The following is a 22,488-nucleotide window of genomic DNA, read 5'->3' on the forward strand; positions in this document are numbered from 1 at the left end:
CTACTTCGTGGCCTCCTCGAGCAATGCACGGAGGGCGGTCCAGGCGGCGTTCTCGTCGAAGCCCTGCCCCAGCAGGATCTTCGTCGCCAGGCCGCCCTGGTCCCGGTAGAACGCGAGCAGCAGATGCTCGGTGCCGACATAGTTGTGGCCCAGCGTCAGGGCCTCGCCGACGGCTCCTTGCAGCACGTGCGCGGTCCTGCGGGTGAAGGGAGGCCGGGCGGCGTCCAGCGTCTTCGGCGGGTCGGTCGGCTCCTCCGGCGGATTGACCTCGTGGACCGCCGTACGGATGCGCTCCTCGGTGAGGCCGTGCTGGAGCAGCGCCTTCGTGGCCAGTGATTCGGGCTGGGTGAAGAACGCGAGCAACAGGTGCTCGGTGCCGATGTAGTCGTGGTTGTCGCCGCGGGCGACGTCCGCCGCAGCCTTGACCACGGCCATCGCCCGCTGCGTGTAGCGGTTGAACGCGGGCTTGGTCGTCCAGGAGTCCGCGAACCGCTTGTGCGCAGCCTGCTTGCTCACCCCGAGCACCGCACTGATCTCCACCCACGACTTCCCCGCGCCGCGGGCCCGGTCCACGAAGAACCCGAGAGCCGCGTCACTCGTGCTGGTCAGTTCGCTGATCGTCGTCGCCGCGGTGGCGAGCTGCTCCAGCTCGTCGTCGCTGCCCGCGTCCGCCTTGATGGTGTCGATGAGCTGCTGCAGATCAGGCCCCGGAGTCATATCGTCAACCTTAGGTTGACGATCTGTTCAGCGTCAACCCTGGGTTGACGGGGTGCGTTGGACCGAAGGACGGGTAGTGGTCGGCGCCGGCCGGCTTCGCAGGACCGCGGCAGGCGTGGAGTCTGCCGCGGATGACGACCACTACCCGTCCTTCGGTACGGTGTGGCGCGTGCAACCCCTGCCGGATGTGATCGACGACGGATTGCGGGTGCTGTTCTCCGGGATCAATCCCGGGCTGATGTCGGCGGAGACCGGTCACCACTTCGCGCGGCCGGGCAATCGGTTCTGGCCGGCGTTGCACCTCAGCGGGTTCACTCCGCGGCAGTTGCAACCGGCCGAGCAGCGCGAGCTCCTCACCTACCGGCTCGGGATCACCAACGTCGTCGACCGCCCGTCCGCGCGAGCCGATGAGCTCACGCGCGCGGAGTACGTGGCCGGTGGGGAGAACCTGGTGAACAAGGTCCTCCGCTATCGGCCCGAATGGCTGGCGGTCGTCGGCGTCACGGCGTACCGCGATGCTTTCGGCGAGCGGACGGCCAAGATCGGGCGGCAGGAGCGACTGATCGGGACGACCCGCGTCTGGATCCTGCCGAACCCGAGCGGCCTCAACGCCCACTACACGCTGCCGAAGCTGGCCGCCGCGTTCGCCGAGCTCGCGCAGATCAGTTGAGGGCATTCCGCAACGTCGAGATGGCCAGCTCGATGGCCGCGGTCGCCGCGTGGGTGTCGCGGAGCGCGTCCAGCATGACGAAGTCGTGGATGATCGCGGCGAACCGGACGGCGGTCGTCGGGACGCCCGCCTCGAGCAGCTTGGCGGCGTACGCCTCACCCTCGTCACGGAGTACGTCGGCCGCACCGGTGATCACCAGCGCCGGGGGCAGGCCGGTCAGCTGCTCGGTGGTCGCGCGCAACGGGGACGCGGTGATCTGGTTCCGCTCGTTCTCGTCGGTCGTGTACTGGTCCCAGAACCACTTCATGCCGTCCCGCATCAGGAAGTAGCCCTCGGCGAACTGCTTGTACGAGTCGGTGTCGAACGAGGCATCGGTGACCGGGTAGAACAGCACCTGCTGGACGAACTTCACGTCGCCGCGCTCCTTCGCCAGCAGCGTCACCGCAGCCGTCATGTTGCCGCCGACCGAGTCCCCGGCGATCGCCAGCCGCTGCGCGTCCAGGCCGTGGTCTTTGCCCGAGGCAATGATCCAGCGGGCGACGGCGTAGTTCTGCTCGAGCGCGTGCGGGTAGCGGACCTCCGGCGACAGGTCGTACTCCGGGAACACGACCGCCGCACCGGCGCCGACCGCGAGCTCACGGACCAGCCGGTCGTGCGTGTGCGCGTTGCCGAACACCCAGCCCGCGCCGTGGATGTAAAGGATCACCGGCAGCACGCCGGTCGCACCCTGCGGCTTCACGATCCGGGCCTTGGTGCCGTCGGCCGCCGTGACCCACTCCTCGTCGACCGGGAGCTTCGGGTAGTCGGTGGTCTGCACCTCGTCGACCGCCTTGCGGCCTTCCTCCGGGGTCAGCTGGAACAGGTACGGCGGCTTGGCGGTGGCGTCGGCGAAGGCCTGGGCGGCGGGTTCGAGCACGGTCATGACGATCTCCTCCTGGCTGGGTTCGATGGAGAGAACGTACGTTCTCTCCGATGTCCTGTACTCTAGGAGAACGATGGTTCTCCGCGCAAGGTGGCGCGGGTCACGCGGGAGGAAACAGATGGCTCTGGACACGGCGACGGCACAGCAGCACGTGCTCGACGCGGCCGACGCGCTGTTCTACGAGCGCGGCGTGCAGGCGGTCGGGATGGACGCGATCCGCTCGGCGTCCGGAGTCTCGCTCAAGCGGCTGTACCAGCTCTTCCCGTCCAAGGACCGGCTGATCGAGGCTTACCTGGACCGCCGCGAGATCCTCTGGCAGACGATGCTCGCCGACCACGTCGAGGCGAAGACCGACCCACGTGAGCGGATCCTCGCGGTGTTCGACTTCCTGTACTCCTGGTCGAGCCAACGCGACTACCGCGGCTGCGCCTTCATCAACGCGTTCGGCGAGCTCGGGTCGGTCTCACCGCGAGTCGCGGAGCTGGCGCTGCAGCACAAGGAGGGTTTCCGGCAGGCGCTGATCAAGCTCGCCGGGGAGGCCGGCGCCCCCGATCCGGACCGCCTGGCCGACCACCTCATCCTGCTCAGCGAAGGCGCGATCACCCGGTCCGCGATCTCCGGCTCCCCCGACCCCGCGATCCGCGCCCGCGAAGCCGCCGGGCTGCTGCTGGACGCGACCCTGCCGTCCTGACCTGACACCGGGGGTCGGCAGGATTGGCCCATGCGTGCGAGTGAGCTCCTCCGGTCGATCGACGGTCTCTCGTACGGGCAGCGGGCGCGGCTGCTCGCCGGCCGGGCCCACGAGCTGACCGGGCTACTCGACGAGTTGGGCCGGGGTGACGCGTTCCAGCGGACGCTCGGTCTCCAGATCGCCGAGGCCGCCCGCGACACGGCGTACGTGACCAGACTGCTGCGCGATCCCGAGCCGGCGGTCCAGAGCCGGGCACTGGCGGCGGTCGCGCGCGGCGTACCCGTGTCCGACGACGACCTGCGGATCCTGTACGACGACGCGCCCGCGGCGCTGCGGCCGAAGCTCGTGTCCCTGGTACGCCGGACGCGGCGCGAGCACCTCGCCAATCGCCTGATCGACGAGCACCGTGCCCGGTGGGGTGACGAGGCCGCCGCCGGGCTGCTCGGCGGGACCGACCGAGCGACCGTCGAGCGGCTGCTGCCGGAGTTGGCGTACTGCATGACACCGGGGAGCTGGCGGCGACTTGCCGTTCGGCATACCGAAGTGGTGCTCGCCTATGCGACACGCACTCTCCCGACCGGAGAGGATCGGGACGAGTGGTGGCGTGGCGTCGGGCACGGGGTCACGGCTGCGCTCGATGTTGCCCCGGACACCGTTCTCGCCCTCATCGAGGAGGCGATCCCGCCGGATGATCTTCCGGTCGCGGTGCTCGACGTCATCGGCCGGCTGACCGATCGCGACCCGGCTCGGGTGCTCGCGCTGGTGCTCGCGCCCGACCGGCAGGGTGTTGTCCGGAAGGCGTTGACTCCGGCGTTCCGTCGCCGCCTGTACCGGTATACCAACGAGGAGCTGACTGCGCTCGGCCGTGTCGTCTGGCCGGATCTCACCGGCCTCCTGCAGGATCTCGCGCCGTCTCGTCGTACGACGATCTTCGAGGCCGTCACCAGTTCGGTCGACCTCGGCCAGGCCGTGCTGTCCGAGGAACTGCTCGACGTTCTCCCGGCCGCGACCCGCCACTCACAGGCCAGGCGGATGCTCGAGCTGCCGGCCGTCGCGGAGGACCTACTCCACCGGTGGCGCGTGTTGGCTCAGCTTCCCTATGAGGAGGCGTTCGCGGAGCTCGAGGCCGAGGTACGACGCCCGGACGCGGACTACCGGGCCGGGGTCTTTCGGGCGGTGATCCGGGCGGCCGGGCGGTCGCGGCGGAGCGAGGATCTGGCTCGCGCGCTGACGTGGGCTGCGGAACGGGTCCGCAACGACCGCGACACTGTGCGGGTGGCGGTGCTCGACGCGTTGACCGCCGTACCTCCGTCACTGCTGGCGGACGTGCATGTTCGTCAGCTGCAGACTTTGCTCACGGACGCGCTCGAGGCTCGGGACGCTTCGTGGGCGACCCGGCGGGCGCTCACCACGCTGGCCGAGCGGGCCGTCGTACAAGGTGCCTTGGGCAACCGATCCGCTTTGCTGGACTGGGGTTTGCAGGCCCACGCGCGGTTGTCCGAGAACCGGGGCTCGCTCAGTCTTTACGGTCTGGTCGACGGTCTGCCTCGCGGGCGTGAGACCGACGTGTACGACGTACTGCGGCCGGCCATCGAGGCTGCGGCCAAGCGGAACGAGTTCGGGCTGGCGTTCTCCGTGGCGGCCGCGCTGGGTCGGCGGGGCTGGTCGCTGACCCATCTGCACGAGGTGCTCGAGCAGGCTGTCTGGTCGAACCAGGAGAACACCGTCCAGCAGGCCTGCAGGTACTGGCTGGATCCGCCGCGGACGCGTCACGACCGGGCCGCGTCGATCATCGCCCGCGATGTGCGGATGGCTCGCTGGCATCCGGTCTGGTGGGTGGTCACCGAGATCCACACCGATCTGCTCGACCCGGTGTTCGCCGCCGCGGACCGGATCCGCCGGTTCGACCGCAACAGCCCGGCGTGGGAGGTGCCGGACTACGCCGTACGGGTCTGGCTTCCTCGACAGCAGGCCCGGTATACCGAACTCCTCGTCGGTGCTGCCCGGGACGAGCGGATGCCCGAGTGGTATCGGGCTTCGGCGGTGCGCGCGTTGGGGCACGTGCCGGGGGCTGATCTGGAGCAGTTCCTCGACGGTGACGACGTACTACTTCAGGAGGCCGCGCTCGCCGGGTTGGCGTGGACCGACCGGCCGGACCTCGCTCTGCCGGTGCTGCTCGCGCACGCCGGTGACGATCGCGCCCGAGTCGCGATGTACGCCGCCTCGCGGGCCGCGCGGTACGTCCGGCCGAGTCTGCTGCCTGGTCTGCTGCAGCCGCTGCTGACGGGGGACGGTGCCAAGGTGACGTCCCGCAAGGAGGCGGTCCGGCTGCTCGGGGAGCTGCGCGCGCCTGGTGCCGGCGCGATCCTGACGGAGGCCTGGACGACTGCGCATCGGGATGTACGGGCGGCGATCGCCAGCACGGTGTCGCAGTACCTGCTGTACGACGCGGCCGCGTGGGCGGTGCTGGAGCAGGCCGTGCACGATTCTGCGGCGACGGCCGTCGTACTGACCGAGCGACGGGCGTACGCCGTACCGACTGTCTACCGCTCGCGGTATGCCGACCTGTTGATCGCGGTCACGACCAGAGCCGAGCCGGAGGTGGTCGGACCGGCGCTGCTCGCATTGCAGCAGTGGGCCCGCTACAACCGCGCCGCGGCTCGGGTCTGCGCCGACTTCATCACCGACCTCGCGAACCGCAGTCCCATCTGGTCCGACGCGGCCATTGCTCTCGTCGGCATCGTGGCGTCCAACCCGTCCGACGGCCTGGACGACCTGGTCGACGCGGTCCGGCTACTCGTCCGCCTCGAAGACGATCCGCACCTACCGAACGCAACCGCCGACCGCGATCACCCCGCCTGCCAACGCCTGACGCTCCTGGTATACCGCCTGTCGACCCAACTAGCCGGCCGCTCGGAACAGCTCCGCCAACTCCTCAAACAGGTAGCCGCCGAGCTGACCACCCCAGACTTCCTGAACCTCCGCCTCACCCTCACCATCACCGCCCTGCAAACCACCCACCTGGCAGCCGACCTCTCCGACCTCCGTCACCTCATCAACAACCGCCCCCTAGCCGCCCTGACCGCAGCCGACCTCCTCCAAGCTCGCCTCACAACCGACCCCACCTGGACCCCCACAACCCTCCTCCCCGTAGCCACCCCCCTGACTCAAGCCGAAGACCTCCCCTCCGGCCTGCTGCTCCACGCTCTGATCTCGGTTGCAGCCCCCCGCGCCGGTTGGCCCCCAGAGTGGCGCCACCTCCTAGTTGCCCTACGCAACCACCCCCACCCCGACATCCGCCAACGAGCCCTAGACCTAACCCCCGCCCCCGAGAACTAGCCCAGCCCCACCCACGACCCGCAAGCAGGCGAAGGCACCCTCGACCAACTTTCGGCCGCGGCGGCGAGTAATTGGTGGGGACTGGGTCGGCCGCATCGCCACCGACCTCGGCCGGCCTACTCCTCAGGCTTCGGTTGTTCAGCAGCCTCGCGAGCGCGTTTGCGGCGTTTGCCTTCGTGCATGGCTACTACCCGCGCGATGGGGATGCCCCGGCCTTCCTCTAGCAGGTCCTCGGGAAGGGTCTGGGGTGCCGGAAGCTGAGCCGCCCACCGATCGACGTCGCCCAGCTGGGCAACCGCCGTACGCACGGTGAAGTCGCGCGGCGTGACCCGATCCAGCTCGTCCCACCCAACAGGAAACGACACCGGCGTACCAGGCCGCACGCGCGGACTGTAGGCGGCGACAACCGTCGCCCCACCGGAGCGCGTCGAGTCGACGAAGACCTTCCCGTGCCGGTCCTCCTTGATGTACGCCGTGGTCGCAACCTCGGGGTCGATCCGCTCAGCCCGAGCCGCGATCGCCCGCGTCGCAGCCGCAGCGTCCTCCATCGACACCGAATCATCGATCGGCACGATGACATGCACACCCTTGGCCCCGCTCGTCTTGACCGCGCCCGTCAGCCCCGCATCGGCCAACGCCTGCCGCACCAGGAACGCGGCCTGCACCGCCTTCGCGAACGTCTCGTCCCCCTCCGGCGGATCGAGGTCCAGTACCAGATGCGTGACGTGATCCCACCGGTCCGCGCGCACCAGCGTCGGGTGGTATTCCACCGCGCGCTGGTTGGCGAACCACAGCAGCGTCCGCCGGTTGTCGCACAACGCGTACGACACCTCGCGCTTGGACGCCTCCGCCCACACCGGCACCGTCTTCACCCAGTCGGGCGTGTACTTGGGCACGTTCTTCTGCATGAACGCCGGCTGCCCCGGCCGGATCCGGATCACCGACAACGGCCGGTCCCGGAGCTCGGGCAGCATCACCTCGTGCACCGCGTCCAGGTAGTCGACCAGGTCGCGCTTCGTCGCATCCGCCCCGTCGAACAGCGGCTGATCCAGGTTGGTCAGGTCGACCCCGTCACGCGTCTCATCCGGCTTGCTCGCCATCCCCAGAGCTTAGGCCGTACGGGTTCACGGGACACGGCTCAGAAGCCTGACCAGGGCTTCGATAACTACTGCGTCCTCTCCGGGCTCAAGCGTCTGCGGGTTGAGAGCGATCGCGTCATCGGGCATGCGGAAGGTCCCGACCGCGATCCGCGGGTCGCCATCCCAGAGCGCCTCGACCAGCGCATCTCGTGTCCATCCGCTGGTTGTCGACAATCGAACGATCGCCCGGCTGTGGGGCTGACCGGCCTCACTCGGGTACCCACGCTCGACGGTTACGCCCGGCAGCTCGCGCAGTCCGACGATCCACCGGTCGACCATCTGCTCGTATCCCGCGAGTACGGCGTCCTCGTCCTGCTCGAGCGTCCACTCGACCGCGGCGAGCAACGCGAGGAGTTCCTCCTTGCCCACCTTCATCCCGCGCCCGATCTCCTGGGACGGCGACGCGTGGGCCCGGCACCTGTCGACGATCCACTGCTTCCCCAGCACCAACCCGCTGGCCTGCGGTCCGCGCAGACCCTTTCCCCCGCTGAAGAGCACCGCATCCGCCCCGACCTCCCTGGTATACCGCCACAGCGAGGAGACGGGCGGGATCTGCGCCGCCGCATCCACGATCACGGGTACGCCGGCCTCCCGCGCCACGGGGACCACGTCCTCGATCGGCAGCACGCCGGTCGCCAGGTGGGCTCCGGCGAACCACAGCACGCACGCGGGACGTCGTACGAGCGCCTCCTGCAACTCGGCGATCGACGGACCGATCTCCACGATGCGCGCGCCGGTGATCCGGGCGGAGTAGTCGTAACCGTTGCGTTGGCCCGCGAACATGACCACTTCGGCGTCGGTCGGGAACGCCTGCGCCGGCTCACCGATGCACGACGCGACGGTGAGGGTGATCGCCGCCGCGGCGCCGGAGGTCACGCAGGCCGCCTCGTTGTGGGTGAGCTCGGCCAGGCGTTCGCCGACCCGGTCGTGCAGCTCGGGCAGGTCGACGAAATGTGCGGCCGCGTCGGCCATCGCCTTCACCGCCGGCGGCGGCATCAACGACCCACCGAGGACCGTCAACGTGGCAGACGCGTTGACGACGGACCGCACCCCAAACGGATTACTCATTTCAGGCACCTTCGCGTTGGGGTGGTCACCCGGGCCGGGCAGCTTCGGGTGGGGGTGGTCATGTGGTGATGAATCTGGAGAGGGGCTGGACGGCCAAGAGTTCGGCCAGCCAGGCGTCGAGGAAGTCGTTGTCGGTGCCGTCGAGGTGGGTCAGCCGGTAGACGCTCCCGGCCGGCAGCGCCTCGATCAGCGACGCACACCAGTCGGGATCGTCGACCGCGAGCAGCGTCCGTCCGCTGACCGCGGGCGCGTGCCGGGCGGGATCGAAGTAGGCAATCGTGTTGTCGACAATCTCCGCGGAGGACCCGGCGCGCAGGTAGTCGTTGAGCTCCTCGAGCGGGTAGTGACTGGACTGCAACCGCGCCTCCATCGCCCGGTAGAACAGCAGATCCGACACCCGCACCGCGCTGAAACCGGGCCTCCGCGCCGCCGTCAGCACCGCCAGGTCATCCCCACTCACGGCCACCCGCGCCGGATCCACCTCCGACAAGCTCATCAAGAACTCGGCCGCCCGCAGGCAGTCCGCCGCGATCCCGCGATAGATGTACGACGCCGGGTCGTCGATGCCCATCGTCAACAATCCCGGGTACGCCGCCGAGAACCCTTCGTCGGCCAGCCGCTGACCACGGTGCATCAGCCCGAGGACGACGTACCGGCTCCGGTCGTTCGGATGGGGGACGTGGTTGACGCTGCCGTAGCGCGGCGTCTGCAGCAGCGCGGGGAACGGGCCGTCGCCGGTCGGGATGCTGAGATGACCGAAGACGCGGTACGGCCCGGTGCTGGTGAGCCGAACGGTGTAGCTGGTCGCCTCGGCCGTGGTCCGCTGCGGCACCAGGTCGAGAACCGGTCGGCCGGGAATCGCGGCCAGTTCCTCGTCGACGGCCGCCCAGTAGCTAGCGAAGTTCATCGGTCACCGTCCCGGATTGAGATGCTCGGCAAGGAAGTCCTCCACGATCCGCATCACTCCCGGCAGCCCGGCGTGGTGCGCGCAGTGTGGATACGTATGCAGTGTCTTCTCACACGTCAGCACCCGATGCAACGCGAACCCGGTCTCCGGCGGGCACACATCGTCCTCAAGCCCGAGGTACAGCAGCGTCGGCGCCTGCACCTTCGGCGCGAAGTTGAGCCCGTCGTAGTACGCGACCGTCTCCCGCACCCTGTCGACGTCCTTCGGATGCAGCCGCAGGTACTCGTTGATCTCCTCGTACGGGTACGAGCGAGTGAGCGTCGGCGCCGTCATGATCCCGCACAGGTACGGCGCTCCCGCGGCAACGCAGCGAATCACGTCGGTCAGCAGCGCGGCCGTGCTGATCCCGAGTCCACCGCCCTGACTCGACCCCTGCAGTCCGATCCGAAGATTGTCGACTTCCGGACGATCGAGCAGAACCTCGACCGCGCGCACCACGTCGAGGTAGAACCCGCGATATCCGTACGTGTTGTGGTCGACGATGTTGTGCGTCAGCAGACCCGGGTAGCCCGGGTTGAACACGGTGTTGGACCGCAACTTGCCCCGGGGCGCCACCGCGAGGGCGGCGTACCCGAGTTCGGACCACTCCTTCGGGATGGTCGGCTCGGAGATGTAGCCGGGGATCGTGACCAGACCCGGGTACGGCGCGGTCCCGGCCCGCGGAACGGTATACCAACCGGCGATCCGCAGACCGCCGTAGCTCGTGTAGCGCAGGTCGTAGACGATCACCTTGTCCGTGGACAGCGACGGCATCTCGGTCAGCACGGGATCCAGCGGGTACGACGCACAATCCGCCAGGCCGGCCGCCCAGAAATCGTCGAAGTCGTCCGGCAGCTCGACCTCGACGGTCGCATTCTCGGGGTCTCTCAACGCCGTTCCTCTCGATGGGATGCCTGTAGAGCAGTGCCGCCAGAGGTGTCAACCAGGTGCAGAGGAGCTCCATGGTTGTCCCTTCAACGCTTGGCCGATGCGAAGTCGGTACAGACGCGTCGGGCGCCCTTTCGGATGGTGCTGTGCAGTGCCCTCGACGCTCACCAGGCCGCCTGCGTCGAGGGTGCGGATCAGCCGGCGCCCGCTCTGATCCGTGATGCCGAGATGGCCGGCGAGCTCGCCAGGCGAGAGCGCGCGGCCTTCCAGTTCGTGGTCCAGCGCCGCGAGCCGTGACACGGTCACGGCGCTGAGACCGACGTACTTCGCGAGCCGTTCGACGTCCTCGCCGTGCTCGCGGTAGGAGTACCGCGGTGCCTCACCGGCCGGTCCCATTGGGCCGATGATCACGCCGCTGTCTTCGAACAAGTACGCACACGGCTCGCTCGCGAGCTCGGCCCGCGCGGCCGCCTGCTCCGCGAGCAGGACGCAGTTTCGCGCGGACACGCCGACGCCGAAACCGGCCGAGACATGTACGCCGAGCGCCGCGGCCGCCTCGGCCAGAGCCGGTACGGCGACCCAGTTGCGGGTGATGCGCTCGAACAACGCCTTGTGCGCGAAGACGACGACGCCCCGCCGGCCACGGTTCTCGATCCAGGCGCCGGCGAACTCGGGGGTGTTGAGCAACAGATTCATCAGCCCGATCCGGGCCCGCTCCTCGTCCGCGGACTGCGAGATGAGGAAGACCCCGGCCGCGAACCGCTGCGCGCTCGCCCGCTCCGACTCGATCCGCAACGCGAGCTCGTGCAACTCGGTCCGGATGGTCGCCGGCACCGGCATACCACTCACGATCGGGATCTGCCCGTCGAGCAGTTCCCGAACGGCGGCGCGCCCGCTGATCACGTAGCTGCGATCGCCGAACCGGTGGTACGCCGAGCGGTGGAACTCGACGATGTCCTCGACCGACTGGGTCGGTGCGTAGGGCAAGCAATCGATCTGGTCCTGGTCGAGCTCGAGCGCGGTCGCGACGGCCTCGACCGCCTCGGCCGGGAAGGTGTCGATGCTGACCGGCATACGGCCCCAGCCCTGCTCCTGGGCGCGGTAGAGCGCGAGCGTCAGGTCGAGCGCCGACGACCGGATGACGCCGACCGGCAGGCCGGGTGGGAGAAGCTCACGGCTGGCCGTGTACGGGACCGGGCCGGCGAGGAAGCCGTCGAGGCGGGTCGTGCTCAGGAACTCGGCGACCTTGGCGCGGATCTCGTCCTCGTGGTCGTAGCTGACCCACTCCAGATCCACGCCCCCGAGCGTGCTCGCCGCATCGTGAAACAACCCACGGTGCGTCACATGCGTGACAACCCCGATCACGATGGCCACGGCACCCCTTTACGAACCAGGTTCGGAAATGACTCGTAAATCCACTGCGCACCCAAGGTGGCCGAGATCCACTAGCCAGGTCAAGGGATCCGCAGAAAGAGAAGGTGACCGAACTGCCCGCCCCCGCAGCCCCGGCGCCCCGGCGAGGACAGAGGCAGCGGCAGGCGGCGGGCGGCAGGCGGCGGGCGCGGCAGGCGGCGAGCGGCAGGCGGGCGCGGCGGCAGGCGGGCGCGGCGGCAGGCGCGGCGGCGGATGGCGGGCGCGGCGGCCGGTGGCAGGCGCGGCAGGCTGCCGCGGGCGGCGGGCGGCGGGCGGCGGGCGGCGGGCGGCGATAGCACCACGCCATCAGCTCGGCGACCACGCACGAGGGTGGGCGGCCGGACCACCCTCGGGGAGCTCGTCAGGTCAGCGGAGGGCGGAGGCGAGCTGTTCGTAGGTGGGGACGAGTTCGGACCAGCGCGACTCGGGGTTGGCGAGTTCCTGGTGGGCGAGGTAGGCGGCGAGGTTCTCGGCGTGGATTTGCCAGCCGGCGCCGAAGTACTCGATCTTGTCGAGGGGCAGGCCGCGGATCTCGATGGTCAGGACGGTGTGTGAGCCTGCGGCGGTGAGCGTGGCTTCGACGGTTTGCTCGAAGGGTTTCGGGCCGTTGCCTCGTTGCGCGGACTCGTCCGTTTCCCTGGTGCTGACCCGGAGTCGCCGCGGTGGTTCGCAGGTGTCGATGCGCCCTACGCTCTCCAGGTCGGCGGACTCGAGGTACACGGTGAAGGCGCCACCGGAGCGGAGGTCACCGTCGACCTTGCCGTACCACCGGGCCAGTCGCTCGGGGTCCGTGATTGACGACCACAGATCGTCGATGTCGGTGTCGTAGCGGTCCTCGACGTGGACGACGCCCGTACCGTCGGCCACCGCCAGGCGCCCCAGGACGCGACTCCCTGCATTGCTCGTCATCTGTTATTCCTTTCGTTTGCCTCTGGCGATCTCGGTGTGGAGGGCGTCCAGTCGCTGCTCCCAGAGACCGCGATAGCGCCCCAGCCATTCGTCGAGCTCGGCGAACGGCTCGGACCGCAAGCTGTAGACCCGCCGCTGCGCCTCCTGCCGGCTCTCCACCAGCCCCGCCTCCCGCAACACCCGCAGATGCCGCGAAACCCCGGGCCGCGCGATCGGCAAGAGCGCCGCCAGTTCCCCCGCGGTGGCCGGCCCCGAAGCCAACGCCTCCACCAAGGTCCGCCGCCCGTCATCAGCCAACGCCCGCAAAACAGCTTCCACCCCTTGAAGGTAACCACTGGGGTACGTAACCGTCAAGGTACATAAGCGGGCGATTGTGGTCTCTGAGAACTGCGGACCACACGCCAGCAATCAACTGAGGGGTAAGACCCGACACGGGCTCACACGCCGAACCTCGTCACGCGCGGCGGCTGGGTGGCGCAATCACCTTGCGAGCCGCCCACACAGCGCACGTGAGACCCAGTGTGCGGGGTCAGCCGCAACAACAGCCGTCACCACGGGTGGTGTCCTCTCTCCCCCCACCGACCCCACCCGCGAGCGCGCGGTAGGTGAGCGGGCGACATACACCCGCCCTCGGGGGGCACCACGCCGAACCTCCGCATGCGCGAGAAGCCACGGCCGGTGGGTGGCGCAATCACCTTGCAAGCCGCCCACCACAGCACCTGACCCCCGGTGCCTGGCACCGCCGAAGCGCGGCCGCACGAACGGCCGCCAACCACGGGCGGTGTCCTCGCTCCCCCACGATCCAACCCACCGCGCGGGGTGGGCGGGCGGGGCAACCACCTTCCGTCACGCACACCACGGCAGACCGTGAGACGATCCGCGGCGCCGCCGGAGGCGGCCAAAAGGCAGCCGCCGCCGAAGGCGGTGTCCTTTCCACCCGACCCAACCACATTCCATCCGCAGACCACAGCAGACTGTGTTGCGGGTGTGCGGCGCCGCCGGAGGCGGCCAAGAGGCAGTCGCCGCCGAAGGTGGTGTCCTTTTGTGCCGGAGGCGGCGTCCTTTGCGGACGGAGGTGGTGTTAGCCGCCGGAGACGCCGAGTTCGGCGTCGGCTAGGTCGGCGGTGAGGCCGTCGGTGTCGTCGAGCCAGCCTTGAGGGAGGACGATGTGGTCGCGGGGGCTGCCCTGGCGGCCTCGGGGGGCGCCCAGCTCAGCGACCGGGAACGGGACCGTCGGGTCGAGCTGGGCCAGGAGCTCGTCCAACTGGGCAAGGGACTCGACCATGCCGAGGGCCGCGCGGAGTTCGCCGCCGGCTGGGAATCCCTTGAGGTACCAGGGGACGTGTTTGCGGAAGTCGCGGAGCCCCCGCGGCTCCCCCATCAGATCGGCGAGCAGTTCACCGTGGCGGCGCATGACGGTCGCGACCTCGCCCAGCCGAGGAAGGTTGAGGGCCTCGCCGCCGGCGAAGGCGACCGCGAGGTCGCGGAACAGCCACGGCCTGCCGAGGCAACCTCGACCCACGATCACTCCGGCGCACCCGGTCTCGGCGACCATCCGTAGGGCGTCGCCGGCTTCCCAGATGTCGCCGTTGCCGAGCACCGGGATGTCCACGTGCTCCACCAGCGCGGCGATCGTGGACCAGTCCGCCTGACCCGAGTACGCCTGTGCCGCCGTACGCCCGTGAAGCCCGATCGCCGCGGCCCCGGAGTCCGAAGCGATCCGCCCGGCGTCGAGGTAGGTCTGGTGATCCCGGTCGATCCCGATCCGCGTCTTCATCGTGACGGGTACGCCGTACGGTGTCGCGGCGTGCACCGCGGACCGCAGGATCGCGCCGAGCAGGTTGCGCTTCCACGGCAGCGCGGCGCCACCGCCCTTGCGCGTCACCTTCGGCACCGGGCAGCCGAAGTTCAGGTCGATGTGCGCGACGCCGTACTCGTCGCACAGAATCTGTACCGCGCGACCGATGAACACCGGATCGACGCCGTACAACTGCACCGATCGCACGGTCTCGCGCGAGTCGAACGTCAGCATGTCGAGCGACTTCTGGTCGCCCTCGACGATCCCGCGCGAGGTGATCATCTCGCAGACGTACAGCCCAGCACCCTGCTCGGCGCACAGCCGCCGGTACGCCGCGTTCGTGATGCCGGCCATCGGCGCCAGCACCACGGGCGTGTCGATCGTGAGGTTGCCCAGCTTCAGCATGTCAGGCCTTTGCCACCAGGACCTGGCCGTTGCCGGAAACCTGTGCTTTATAAGGCTGTACGGCGTTCGCCGTCGTCGTCACGTCGCACGCGATGCCCGCGTCGGAATGCTTGACCACGGCAACATCGTCCATCGTGCAGGTCACCTTGGCCGCGTCGGTCACCGTCCGCAGGACCGCGTCGACGACCTTCGCCCGAACGATGGCGACCGATTCGGAGGTGAACTTGTACGACGCGCTGTACTGCTTGGCGTCGATCGTCAGCGTCCCGCTGTAGGGCTTGCCGGCGTACGTGACCGTGCAGGTGAGCTCGTGCTTCCCGGGCGTCTCGGCGGTCTCGATGCCGGGGCATTTCACGGTCGTGGTGGCGGCCTTGCCGGCCGCGATCTGGGCCTGCTTGGCGATCGCGAACCGGATCCGGTCGGCCAGTGGCGCGTCGTCGGGCGGCGCGCCGGTCACCTTCGGCGTCGGCCACGGCTTCGACGGCGTCGGCAGCGGAGTCAAGGCGGGCGTCGAGGCGGTCGGAATCGGCGCGTTGGAAGACGTCGAAGAGGAAGACCCGGTCGAAGGCGTGGAACCGGCCTCCGGCTTGCTGTCCGAGCAGGCGGACAGCAGGAACACCGCCAGCGCGGACAACCCGAAGACGGCCAGCCCGAAGCGCAACCGCTGCCCCGACAGCACCATCGTCAGCAACCCACCAGGTGCTGGGCGAGGTACCCGGTGACCTCGGTCAGCGCGACCCGCTCCTGCTTCATCGAGTCGCGTTCCCGGATCGTCACCGCCTGGTCGTCGAGGGTGTCGAAGTCGACGGTGATGCAGTACGGCGTACCGATCTCGTCCTGGCGGCGGTAGCGGCGGCCGATCGCGCCGGCGTCGTCGAAGTCGACGTTCCAGTTCTTCCGCAGCTCGGTGGCCAGGTCGCGGGCCTTCGGGGACAGGTCGGCGTTGCGCGACAACGGCAGTACGGCGGCCTTGACCGGCGCGAGCCGCGGGTCGAAGCGCAGTACCGTCCGCTTGTCCACGCCGCCCTTGGCGTTCGGGGCCTCGTCCTCGGTGTAGGCGTCGAGCAGGAACGCGAGCACGTTGCGGGTCAGGCCGGCCGCGGGCTCGATCACGTACGGCGTCCAGCGCTCACCCTTCTCCTGGTCGAAGTACGACAGGTCGGCGCCGGAGTGCTTGGAGTGCGTGGACAGGTCGAAGTCGGTCCGGTTCGCGATGCCCTCGAGCTCGTCGAACTCCTTGCCGCCGAAGTTGAACTTGTACTCGATGTCGACGGTGCGCTTCGAGTAGTGGCTCAGCTTCTCCTTCGGGTGCTCGTACAGCCGCATGTTGTCGGCGTTGAGCCCGAGGCCGGTGTACCAGTCCCAGCGCGCCTTCAGCCAGTACTCGTGCCACTCCTCGTCCGAGCCCGGGGCGACGAAGAACTCCATCTCCATCTGCTCGAACTCGCGGGTGCGGAAGATGAAGTTGCCCGGCGTGATCTCGTTGCGGAAGCTCTTGCCGACCTGGGCGATGCCGAACGGCGGCTTCTTCCGGGCGGTGCCCATCACGTTCGCGAAGTTGATGAAGATGCCCTGCGCGGTCTCCGGGCGGAGGTAGTGCAGGCCCTCCTCGGACTCGACCGGGCCGAGGTAGGTCTTCAGCAGGCCGTTGAACATCCGCGGCTCGGTGAAGGTGTTCTTGTTGCCGCAGTTCGGGCAGGCGATCTCGGCCAGCTTGACGTCGTCGGCGTCCTTGTTCTTCCGCCGGGCGTAGTCCTCGCGCAGGTGGTCGTCGCGGAACCGCTTGTGGCACGACTGGCACTCGGTCAGCGGGTCGACGAACTCGGACAGGTGGCCGGAGGCCTCCCAGACCTTGGTCGGCAGGATCACCGAGGAGTCCAGGCCGACGATGTCGTCACGGCTCGTCACCATCGCCCGCCACCACTGGGTGCGGATGTTGTTCTTCAGCTCGACACCGAGCGGTCCGTAGTCCCAGGCCGACTTGGTACCGCCGTAGATCTCGCCGCACGGGTAGACGAAGCCTCTCCGCTTACTGAGGCTGACGACGGCATCGACGGTTTCCACGGGCACTTTTAGACTCCAGAACAGGCAGTTGCAATACGGAAGGGTCCAGGCTATCGGTCCGGGGTGCCCGCCGTCGCATCAGTGCGACGCGAGCATCTCCGCGAGGTCCTCGTAGGCGGTGGGCTCGTCGATCGCCTGGGACAGCAGCGGTACGGCGGTCAGCTTCACCTCGTACGGCGACAGCGCCCGGCGGTAACTGCCGACGTTCTCCCACTCCAGGTTGAGCGCCAGCAACTCCGGGTCATCGACATTGCGGCCGAGCTGCGCCGCCACGAACCCCTTCTGCTGCGCCAGTACGTCGACAGCGGCCTTCGCCCGGACGGCGAACTCCGCCTGCTCGGCCTCCGTCACGCGGAACCTGATCACCACGAACACGCGGCTCACCTTACGTGACGCACACGGACGCCGATCAGCACTTCCGCTCCGGCGGCCGCCGCCGCACAGTGGCGGTATGCCCGAGCCTGTGGTCGGCCGGACGTGGGAACTCGCGGCCCTCGCCGGTCTGCTGGACGAGGTCGAGCGCGGACGTGGACAGGGCGCGCTCCTGCTGGGTGACGCGGGCATCGGCAAATCGACCACTGCGGCGGCCTTCGCGGACACGGCGCGCGACCGCGGTGTCCGGGTGGTGTGGGGGCGCTGCCCGGAGACCGAGACGATGCCGTACTGGCCGTGGCGGCAGGCGTTCCGCGCTCTCGGCATCCCGACCGCGCTGCCGGCGGCCGCGGCGACCGGCCGCGTGGCTGTCTTCGCCGAGGTCGCCGACCAGCTGGCGGCGGCCACCGCGCAACAACCGGCTGTGATCGTTCTCGAGGACGTTCACATCGCCGACGGACCGACCCTGGCCCTGCTGCAGTTCGTGGTGGGCGTCTTGCCGGAGCTGAGCTGTCTGCTCCTGCTCACCAGTCGCGACAACGCCGTGGACCTCACCGAGCCGGCTGCCGACGTACTGCGCGGCCTGCCGGTCTCGTTCGTGCGCCTTGCGCTGACCGGGTTGGACCGGGAGGCGACAGGCCAGCTCGTCGAGCAGGTCCTCGGCGGCCGGTCCGATGCCGGCTATGCCGACGCGGTGTACGCACGGACGGGCGGGAACCCGTTCTTCGTCCAGGAACTGACCCGGCTGCACGCGGCCCGTGGGACAGCGTCCCTGGAGACGCCGACCGGCGTACGCCAGGTGCTCGAGCGACGGCTGGCGCGCCTGAACCAGCACGCGTACGACGTCCTCGCGGCGGCCTCGGTACTGGGTGAGGAGGCGGACATCCGCCTGATCGCCGCAGTCCGGGGCACGCCGACCGCGGACGTTCTCGCCCTGCTCGGCGAGGCGGTGGCGGCCCGACTTGCCGAGGTCGATGGGGACCGGGTCCGGTTCGCGCATTCGCTTGTTCGTGAGGTCGTGTACTCCGGTCTCGGCGCCCTGCAACGGTCGAATCTGCACCTGCTGGCGGGACAGGCGCTCACCGGTCGCTGCTGCCCGACCGGGGTGCACAACGTGACGAACGGCCTGCCACTGATCGACTCGTGTTGCCGGCCGGCGCTGGTCGAGGCGAACGCGGGCCAGGTCGCAGCGCACTACCGGGCCGCGATCGGTCATCCGCAGGCGGAGGAGCGTTCCCGGGAGTTCGCGCTGATCGCCGCGCGCGCCGCGATGCGCCGATCCGGGTACGAACAGGCGGTGCGCTTCTACCGCTGGGCCGATGAGACCGACCCCGCAGCGCGCCTCGAGCTCGGCGAAGCGCAGGTCCTGGCCGGGGAACTGGTCGCCGGTCGGGACACATTGCGCGCGGTGGCTCGGGAGGCCGTGGCGAGCGCGGATGCCGAGACCGTCGCGCGGGCGGTGCTGGCGATGGGTGGAGGACTCGGCGGGTTCGAGGTCGATCTCGCGGACACCGAGCAGATCCGGCTGCTGGAGCACGCAGCGCCGATGCTGGCCGATGGCGCGCTCAAGGCAGCTGTCCTCGCACGGCTGGCGCTCGGTCGCACTCGTACCGACCACGGCGACGGGCCGCGCGCGCTCGCGCAGGACGCGGTCGCGCTGGCCCGCGACGCGGGCGATCCACGCGCAGAGGTCGCGGCCTTGGCGGCCTGGTGCGATGTCTTCGCCGGACCCGATCATGTCGCCGAACGCGTCGCGGCCGCCGAGCGGATGCTGGAGATGGCCGTCGCGACGGCCGACGTGGCGCTCGTCCTGCTGGCGCGCCGATCGCTGGTGGTGGCCCTGCTCGAACAGGGGCGGTTCGCCGATGCCGACGTACACATCGCCGCGTTCGCACGAGCGGTGTCGCCGCTCCGGCTGCCGTTGTACAGCTGGCTGGTGCCGATCTGGCAGGGGATGCGGGCGCTGATGACCGGTGCCCTCGACGACGCCTCGACTTGCATCGCACGAGCCAGGGAGCTCGCCGACGATGCGGACAGCGTCAACGCCGGACTTATGGTGTTCGCGCTGCGGGCAGCGCATGCGCACGCGACCGGCACCGTCCCCGGCCTGCGCGAGTACATCGAGCAGGTGATGGCGCCGTACGTCGACCACCCGATGATCGACGGTCCGGCTGCCTGCTATCTGGCCCGGGCCGGTGCCGTCGAGCGAGCGCGCGGCATCGTTCGACGCCGCGTCCGCGGTGGCCTGGCGGCGATTCCGAAAGACGCCGAATGGCTGGAGTCGGTCGCCCTGTTCGGCGAGGCGGGCCGCCTGCTCGGCGATGACGAGGCGGTGACCATCGCGTCCGAGGCGCTGGCGCCGTACGCCGGGTTGTGGGTGATCGACGGCGTCGGCGGGGCGTGTCTTGGGCAGGTCGAGCTGTTCCTCGGCCGGTTCGCGGCGCGGCTCGGACGATCTGACGCGCGCGGGCTGCTCGAGACCGCGCTCGACGCACACCGTGCCGCCGGCGCCGAGACGCTGGTCGCCGAGACCGAGCAGGCGCTCGCCGAACTCGGCGCGGCCCGGGTCCGCAGGGTCGTGGACACCGGCGAACTGCGCCGCCGCGGCGCGACGTGGGAGGTGAACTGGCGCGGTGTCGCCGTGCACATCCCGGATTCCAAGGGCATCCGCGACATCGCGGTCCTGCTGGCGCAGCCGGGTGTCCCGGTCAGTGTCCTGGATCTGTCCGGTCCCGGGCGGGTCGGCGGTGGCCTCGGCCCGGTGCTCGACGATCAGGCGCGCACCGCCTATCGCGACCGCTTGCGTGGGCTGGAGGACGATCTCGCCGAGGCGGAGGCCGACCACGATCCGATCCGTGCCGAGAAGGCCCGGGCCGAACGGGACTTCCTGGCGCGCGAACTTGCGAGCGCGCTCGGACTCGGCGGCCGGGCCCGCACCGCCGGCGACCCGGTGGAGCGCAGCCGGAAAGCCGTCTCGATGCGCATCGGAACCGCGGTCAAGGCGATCGAACAGGTGCACCCGGCCCTCGGGCGGCACTTGCGCGTATCGGTCCGGACCGGCCGCCAGTGCGTCTACGAGCCCGAGGACGACGTCACCTGGCATTGCCAGACCACACCTGGCGCCTGAGTGGGTGAAAGCAAACCCACGCGAAAGGGCACTGCCATGACCACCATCGACACCGCACCCGCGGAAACCGTCCTCGACCGCCTGTTCGGCGCGGCGCTGGGTGCGGCCGAACTGTTCACGATCTACCTCGGCGACGTGAACGGGCTGTACCGCGCGATCGGCGATGCCGGTCCGCTCACGGCGACCGAGCTGTCCGACCGGACCGGCGTCGACCTGCGCTACCTGGTCGAATGGCTGCAGTCGCAGGCGATCAGCGGGATGCTCACCATCGACGGGACCGACGTGTGGAGCGACCGGTACAACCTGGCGCCGGGCGTCCGTGAGGCACTGCTGGAGCCGGCGAACCCGTTCTTCGCCGGCGGTCTCGCCGCGATCGCACCGGCCGTCGGCCGGGCGTTCCCACTGCTGGTCGATGCCTTCAGGACCGGTACGGGCGTGCCGTACGGCGCGTACGGCCCGGAGGCGGTCGGAGCCCAGGAGGCGCTGAACCGGCCGGCGTACGTCAACTCTCTGGTCGCCGAATGGGTGCCTGCCATCCCGGGCCTGCACGACCTGCTGACGCGAGGCGCCCGGGTCGCGGACGTGGGCACCGGCGCCGGCTGGTCGGCGATCGAGCTGGCCAAGGCGTACCCGGCCGTGCGCGTGGACGGGTTCGACAACGACGAGGACTCCATCTCGCGAGCCCGGCGCAACGCGACCGAGCAGGGCGTCGCCGACCAGGTGGACTTCGAGGTCCGCGACGGCAGCGCGGTGTCAGTCAACGGCCCGCGCTACGACGTCGTCACGTTCTTCGAGTGTCTGCACGACCTCGCGCACCCTGTCGAGGCGCTGGCCGCCGCCCGGGACGCACTCGCGCCGGGCGGCTCGGTGATCGTCATGGACGAGCGGGCCGACGACGCGCTGACCACGCCGGGCGACGAGGTGCAGCGCTTCCTGGCCGCGGCGAGCGTCATCTGGTGTACGCCGCAGGGCCGGGTCGAGGCCGACTCCGACGTCGTCGGCACGATGCTGCGGACCGGCCACCTGCGCCACCTCGCCGGGCAGGCCGGGTTCTCGAGGGTCGACGTACTGCCGATCGAGCACCCGTTCTGGCGGTTCTACCAGCTCATCCCGTAAGGAGACGTCCGCGGAACTCATTGCACCTGGAACAATGGAGCAATGAGTTCCCAGGGCAGTCAGCCGGTGAGTCCGCTTCGGCAGCGGATCACGAAGTTCAGTTACCCGTATGTCGCGCGGCTGCACGGGATGCCGAAGCTCACCCTGCCCGGGATCACCCTGGTGCTCGCGCTGGCCGGCGTGTTCGCGCCCGTACCGGTCGCCATTCCCGCCCTGCTCCTCCTGGCGCTGCTGCTGTCCTGGCTGGGATTCCTGTCCTGGCCGGTGGTCACCACCGGGCCACGGCTGCTCCGGATCTTCTCGATCCTCGTGATCCTGCTCTTCGCCGTCTCCCGGATCGCAAACGGCTGATCAGGACCGGCCCAGACTGTCGTACGCCGCGTCGACGGCGGCGGCCCGCAACTCGGCGACCGGGACGTTGTCGATCATCACCGCGCAGTCGGAGAGCCCGCCGATGGCGACCATCGCCCGGACCTGGTCGGCGAGGGACGGTGTGGACCCGATCAGCAGCTCGGTCAGCTGCTGCCGCCACTCGATGAAGCGGACGGCCAGCTTGAGCTCCTGCAGCACGGACAGGTCGCGGATGGCCAGCTGGATCAGGATGCGGTGCTTGTAGGCGAGATCGAAGTACGACCCGAGGAGCTCGCGGGTCTCGACGGGCGCGGCGGCCTGCTGCGCGACGGCGTACGCCTCGAAGTCCTCGATCAACGGCTGGACCAGGCTGTTCAGCAGGTCCTCGCGGCTGGCGAAGTGGTAATAGAGCGCCGGCTTGGTCACGCCGAGGCGGTCCGCGATGTCGCGCAGGCTCGTCTGCTGCATCCCTCGCTCGGAGAACAGCTCGAGCGCGACCTGCTGGATCCGCGCCCGGGTGTCCCCGGCCCGTTGTCTCGGCATACCCGGAAGA

20 protein-coding genes are annotated in these 22,488 nt (G+C 69.6%); 6 read left to right on the plus strand and 14 right to left on the minus strand.

The window, feature by feature from the left end; genetic code table 11:
- Nucleotides 1–717, minus strand: coding sequence for a Clp protease N-terminal domain-containing protein (locus tag ACZ6O0_RS34315; RefSeq protein ID WP_465769186.1), 717 nt, complete (start codon nucleotides 715–717; stop codon nucleotides 1–3).
- 169 nt (nucleotides 718–886) lie between these two features.
- On the opposite strand from ACZ6O0_RS34315, the gene mug reads away from it, so the two are divergent.
- Nucleotides 887–1,387: a G/U mismatch-specific DNA glycosylase gene (gene mug, locus ACZ6O0_RS34320; RefSeq protein WP_465769187.1), complete on the plus strand. Its 501-nt coding sequence runs from the start codon at nucleotides 887–889 to the stop codon at nucleotides 1,385–1,387.
- Here the strand turns inward: mug and ACZ6O0_RS34325 are convergent.
- Entirely contained in the window at nucleotides 1,380–2,309 is a 930-nt protein-coding gene (locus ACZ6O0_RS34325; protein WP_465769188.1) for an alpha/beta hydrolase, read from the minus strand. The genes mug and ACZ6O0_RS34325 overlap by 8 nt on opposite strands.
- Nucleotides 2,310–2,427: 118 nt before the next feature.
- On the opposite strand from ACZ6O0_RS34325, the gene ACZ6O0_RS34330 reads away from it, so the two are divergent.
- Both ACZ6O0_RS34330 and ACZ6O0_RS34335 read left to right on the plus strand, forming a co-directional pair.
- Nucleotides 2,428–3,000 (plus strand): TetR/AcrR family transcriptional regulator, encoded by a 573-nt coding sequence (locus ACZ6O0_RS34330; protein ID WP_465769189.1) that lies wholly within the window; start codon nucleotides 2,428–2,430, stop codon nucleotides 2,998–3,000.
- A gap of 30 nt (nucleotides 3,001–3,030) precedes the next feature.
- The gene (locus tag ACZ6O0_RS34335; RefSeq protein WP_465769190.1) at nucleotides 3,031–6,339 is read left to right on the plus strand and encodes a hypothetical protein; all 3,309 of its coding nucleotides are present in this window, start codon (nucleotides 3,031–3,033) and stop codon (nucleotides 6,337–6,339) included.
- A gap of 116 nt (nucleotides 6,340–6,455) precedes the next feature.
- Here ACZ6O0_RS34335 and ligD read toward each other — a convergent pair whose 3' ends face one another.
- The 11 genes from ligD to ACZ6O0_RS34390 form a co-directional block, all read right to left on the minus strand.
- The gene (gene ligD / locus ACZ6O0_RS34340) at nucleotides 6,456–7,439 is read right to left on the minus strand and encodes a non-homologous end-joining DNA ligase (protein ID WP_465769191.1); all 984 of its coding nucleotides are present in this window, start codon (nucleotides 7,437–7,439) and stop codon (nucleotides 6,456–6,458) included.
- Nucleotides 7,440–7,463: 24 nt separating this feature from the next.
- On the minus strand, nucleotides 7,464–8,546 hold the full coding sequence (locus ACZ6O0_RS34345) for an aminotransferase class V-fold PLP-dependent enzyme (protein WP_465769192.1): 1,083 nt from the start codon (nucleotides 8,544–8,546) through the stop codon (nucleotides 7,464–7,466).
- 58 nt (nucleotides 8,547–8,604) lie between these two features.
- On the minus strand, nucleotides 8,605–9,453 hold the full coding sequence (locus tag ACZ6O0_RS34350) for an acetylxylan esterase (protein WP_465769193.1): 849 nt from the start codon (nucleotides 9,451–9,453) through the stop codon (nucleotides 8,605–8,607).
- 3 nt (nucleotides 9,454–9,456) lie between these two features.
- Nucleotides 9,457–10,383, minus strand: a complete 927-nt coding sequence (locus ACZ6O0_RS34355) for an acetylxylan esterase (protein WP_465769194.1) — start codon at nucleotides 10,381–10,383, stop codon at nucleotides 9,457–9,459.
- A 48-nt stretch (nucleotides 10,384–10,431) separates the two neighbouring features.
- Nucleotides 10,432–11,676: a hypothetical protein gene (locus ACZ6O0_RS34360; RefSeq protein WP_465769195.1), complete on the minus strand. Its 1,245-nt coding sequence runs from the start codon at nucleotides 11,674–11,676 to the stop codon at nucleotides 10,432–10,434.
- 483 nt (nucleotides 11,677–12,159) lie between these two features.
- Nucleotides 12,160–12,702 (minus strand): SRPBCC domain-containing protein, encoded by a 543-nt coding sequence (locus tag ACZ6O0_RS34365; RefSeq protein ID WP_465769196.1) that lies wholly within the window; start codon nucleotides 12,700–12,702, stop codon nucleotides 12,160–12,162.
- 3 nt (nucleotides 12,703–12,705) lie between these two features.
- On the minus strand, nucleotides 12,706–13,020 hold the full coding sequence (locus ACZ6O0_RS34370; RefSeq protein WP_465769197.1) for an ArsR/SmtB family transcription factor: 315 nt from the start codon (nucleotides 13,018–13,020) through the stop codon (nucleotides 12,706–12,708).
- A gap of 763 nt (nucleotides 13,021–13,783) precedes the next feature.
- The gene (gene dusB, locus ACZ6O0_RS34375; protein WP_465769198.1) at nucleotides 13,784–14,905 is read right to left on the minus strand and encodes a tRNA dihydrouridine synthase DusB; all 1,122 of its coding nucleotides are present in this window, start codon (nucleotides 14,903–14,905) and stop codon (nucleotides 13,784–13,786) included.
- 1 nt (nucleotide 14,906) lies between these two features.
- Complete coding sequence (locus tag ACZ6O0_RS34380; protein ID WP_465769199.1) at nucleotides 14,907–15,587, minus strand: hypothetical protein; 681 nt, start codon at nucleotides 15,585–15,587, stop codon at nucleotides 14,907–14,909.
- Nucleotides 15,588–15,589: 2 nt separating this feature from the next.
- Nucleotides 15,590–16,975 carry a glycine--tRNA ligase gene (locus tag ACZ6O0_RS34385; RefSeq protein WP_465769200.1) on the minus strand — a complete coding sequence of 462 codons (1,386 nt, stop codon included), beginning with the start codon at nucleotides 16,973–16,975 and terminating at the stop codon, nucleotides 15,590–15,592.
- Nucleotides 16,976–17,047: 72 nt separating this feature from the next.
- Nucleotides 17,048–17,344: an antibiotic biosynthesis monooxygenase family protein gene (locus ACZ6O0_RS34390; RefSeq protein ID WP_465769201.1), complete on the minus strand. Its 297-nt coding sequence runs from the start codon at nucleotides 17,342–17,344 to the stop codon at nucleotides 17,048–17,050.
- Between the two features lie 76 nt (nucleotides 17,345–17,420).
- Here ACZ6O0_RS34390 and ACZ6O0_RS34395 point away from each other — a divergent pair, with 76 nt between their 5' ends.
- The 3 genes from ACZ6O0_RS34395 to ACZ6O0_RS34405 are packed head-to-tail and all read left to right on the plus strand — an operon-like array spanning nucleotide 17,421 to nucleotide 21,935.
- Nucleotides 17,421–20,468 carry an ATP-binding protein gene (locus tag ACZ6O0_RS34395; protein ID WP_465769202.1) on the plus strand — a complete coding sequence of 1,016 codons (3,048 nt, stop codon included), beginning with the start codon at nucleotides 17,421–17,423 and terminating at the stop codon, nucleotides 20,466–20,468.
- A 36-nt stretch (nucleotides 20,469–20,504) separates the two neighbouring features.
- Nucleotides 20,505–21,584, plus strand: coding sequence for a class I SAM-dependent methyltransferase (locus ACZ6O0_RS34400; RefSeq protein ID WP_465769203.1), 1,080 nt, complete (start codon nucleotides 20,505–20,507; stop codon nucleotides 21,582–21,584).
- A 42-nt stretch (nucleotides 21,585–21,626) separates the two neighbouring features.
- Nucleotides 21,627–21,935, plus strand: coding sequence for a DUF6703 family protein (locus ACZ6O0_RS34405; RefSeq protein ID WP_465769204.1), 309 nt, complete (start codon nucleotides 21,627–21,629; stop codon nucleotides 21,933–21,935).
- Here ACZ6O0_RS34405 and ACZ6O0_RS34410 read toward each other — a convergent pair whose 3' ends face one another.
- Nucleotides 21,936–22,478 (minus strand): TetR/AcrR family transcriptional regulator, encoded by a 543-nt coding sequence (locus ACZ6O0_RS34410; protein WP_465769205.1) that lies wholly within the window; start codon nucleotides 22,476–22,478, stop codon nucleotides 21,936–21,938.
- Nucleotides 22,479–22,488: the final 10 nt, after the last annotated feature.

This window comes from Kribbella sp. NPDC048837 (genome assembly GCF_055586945.1).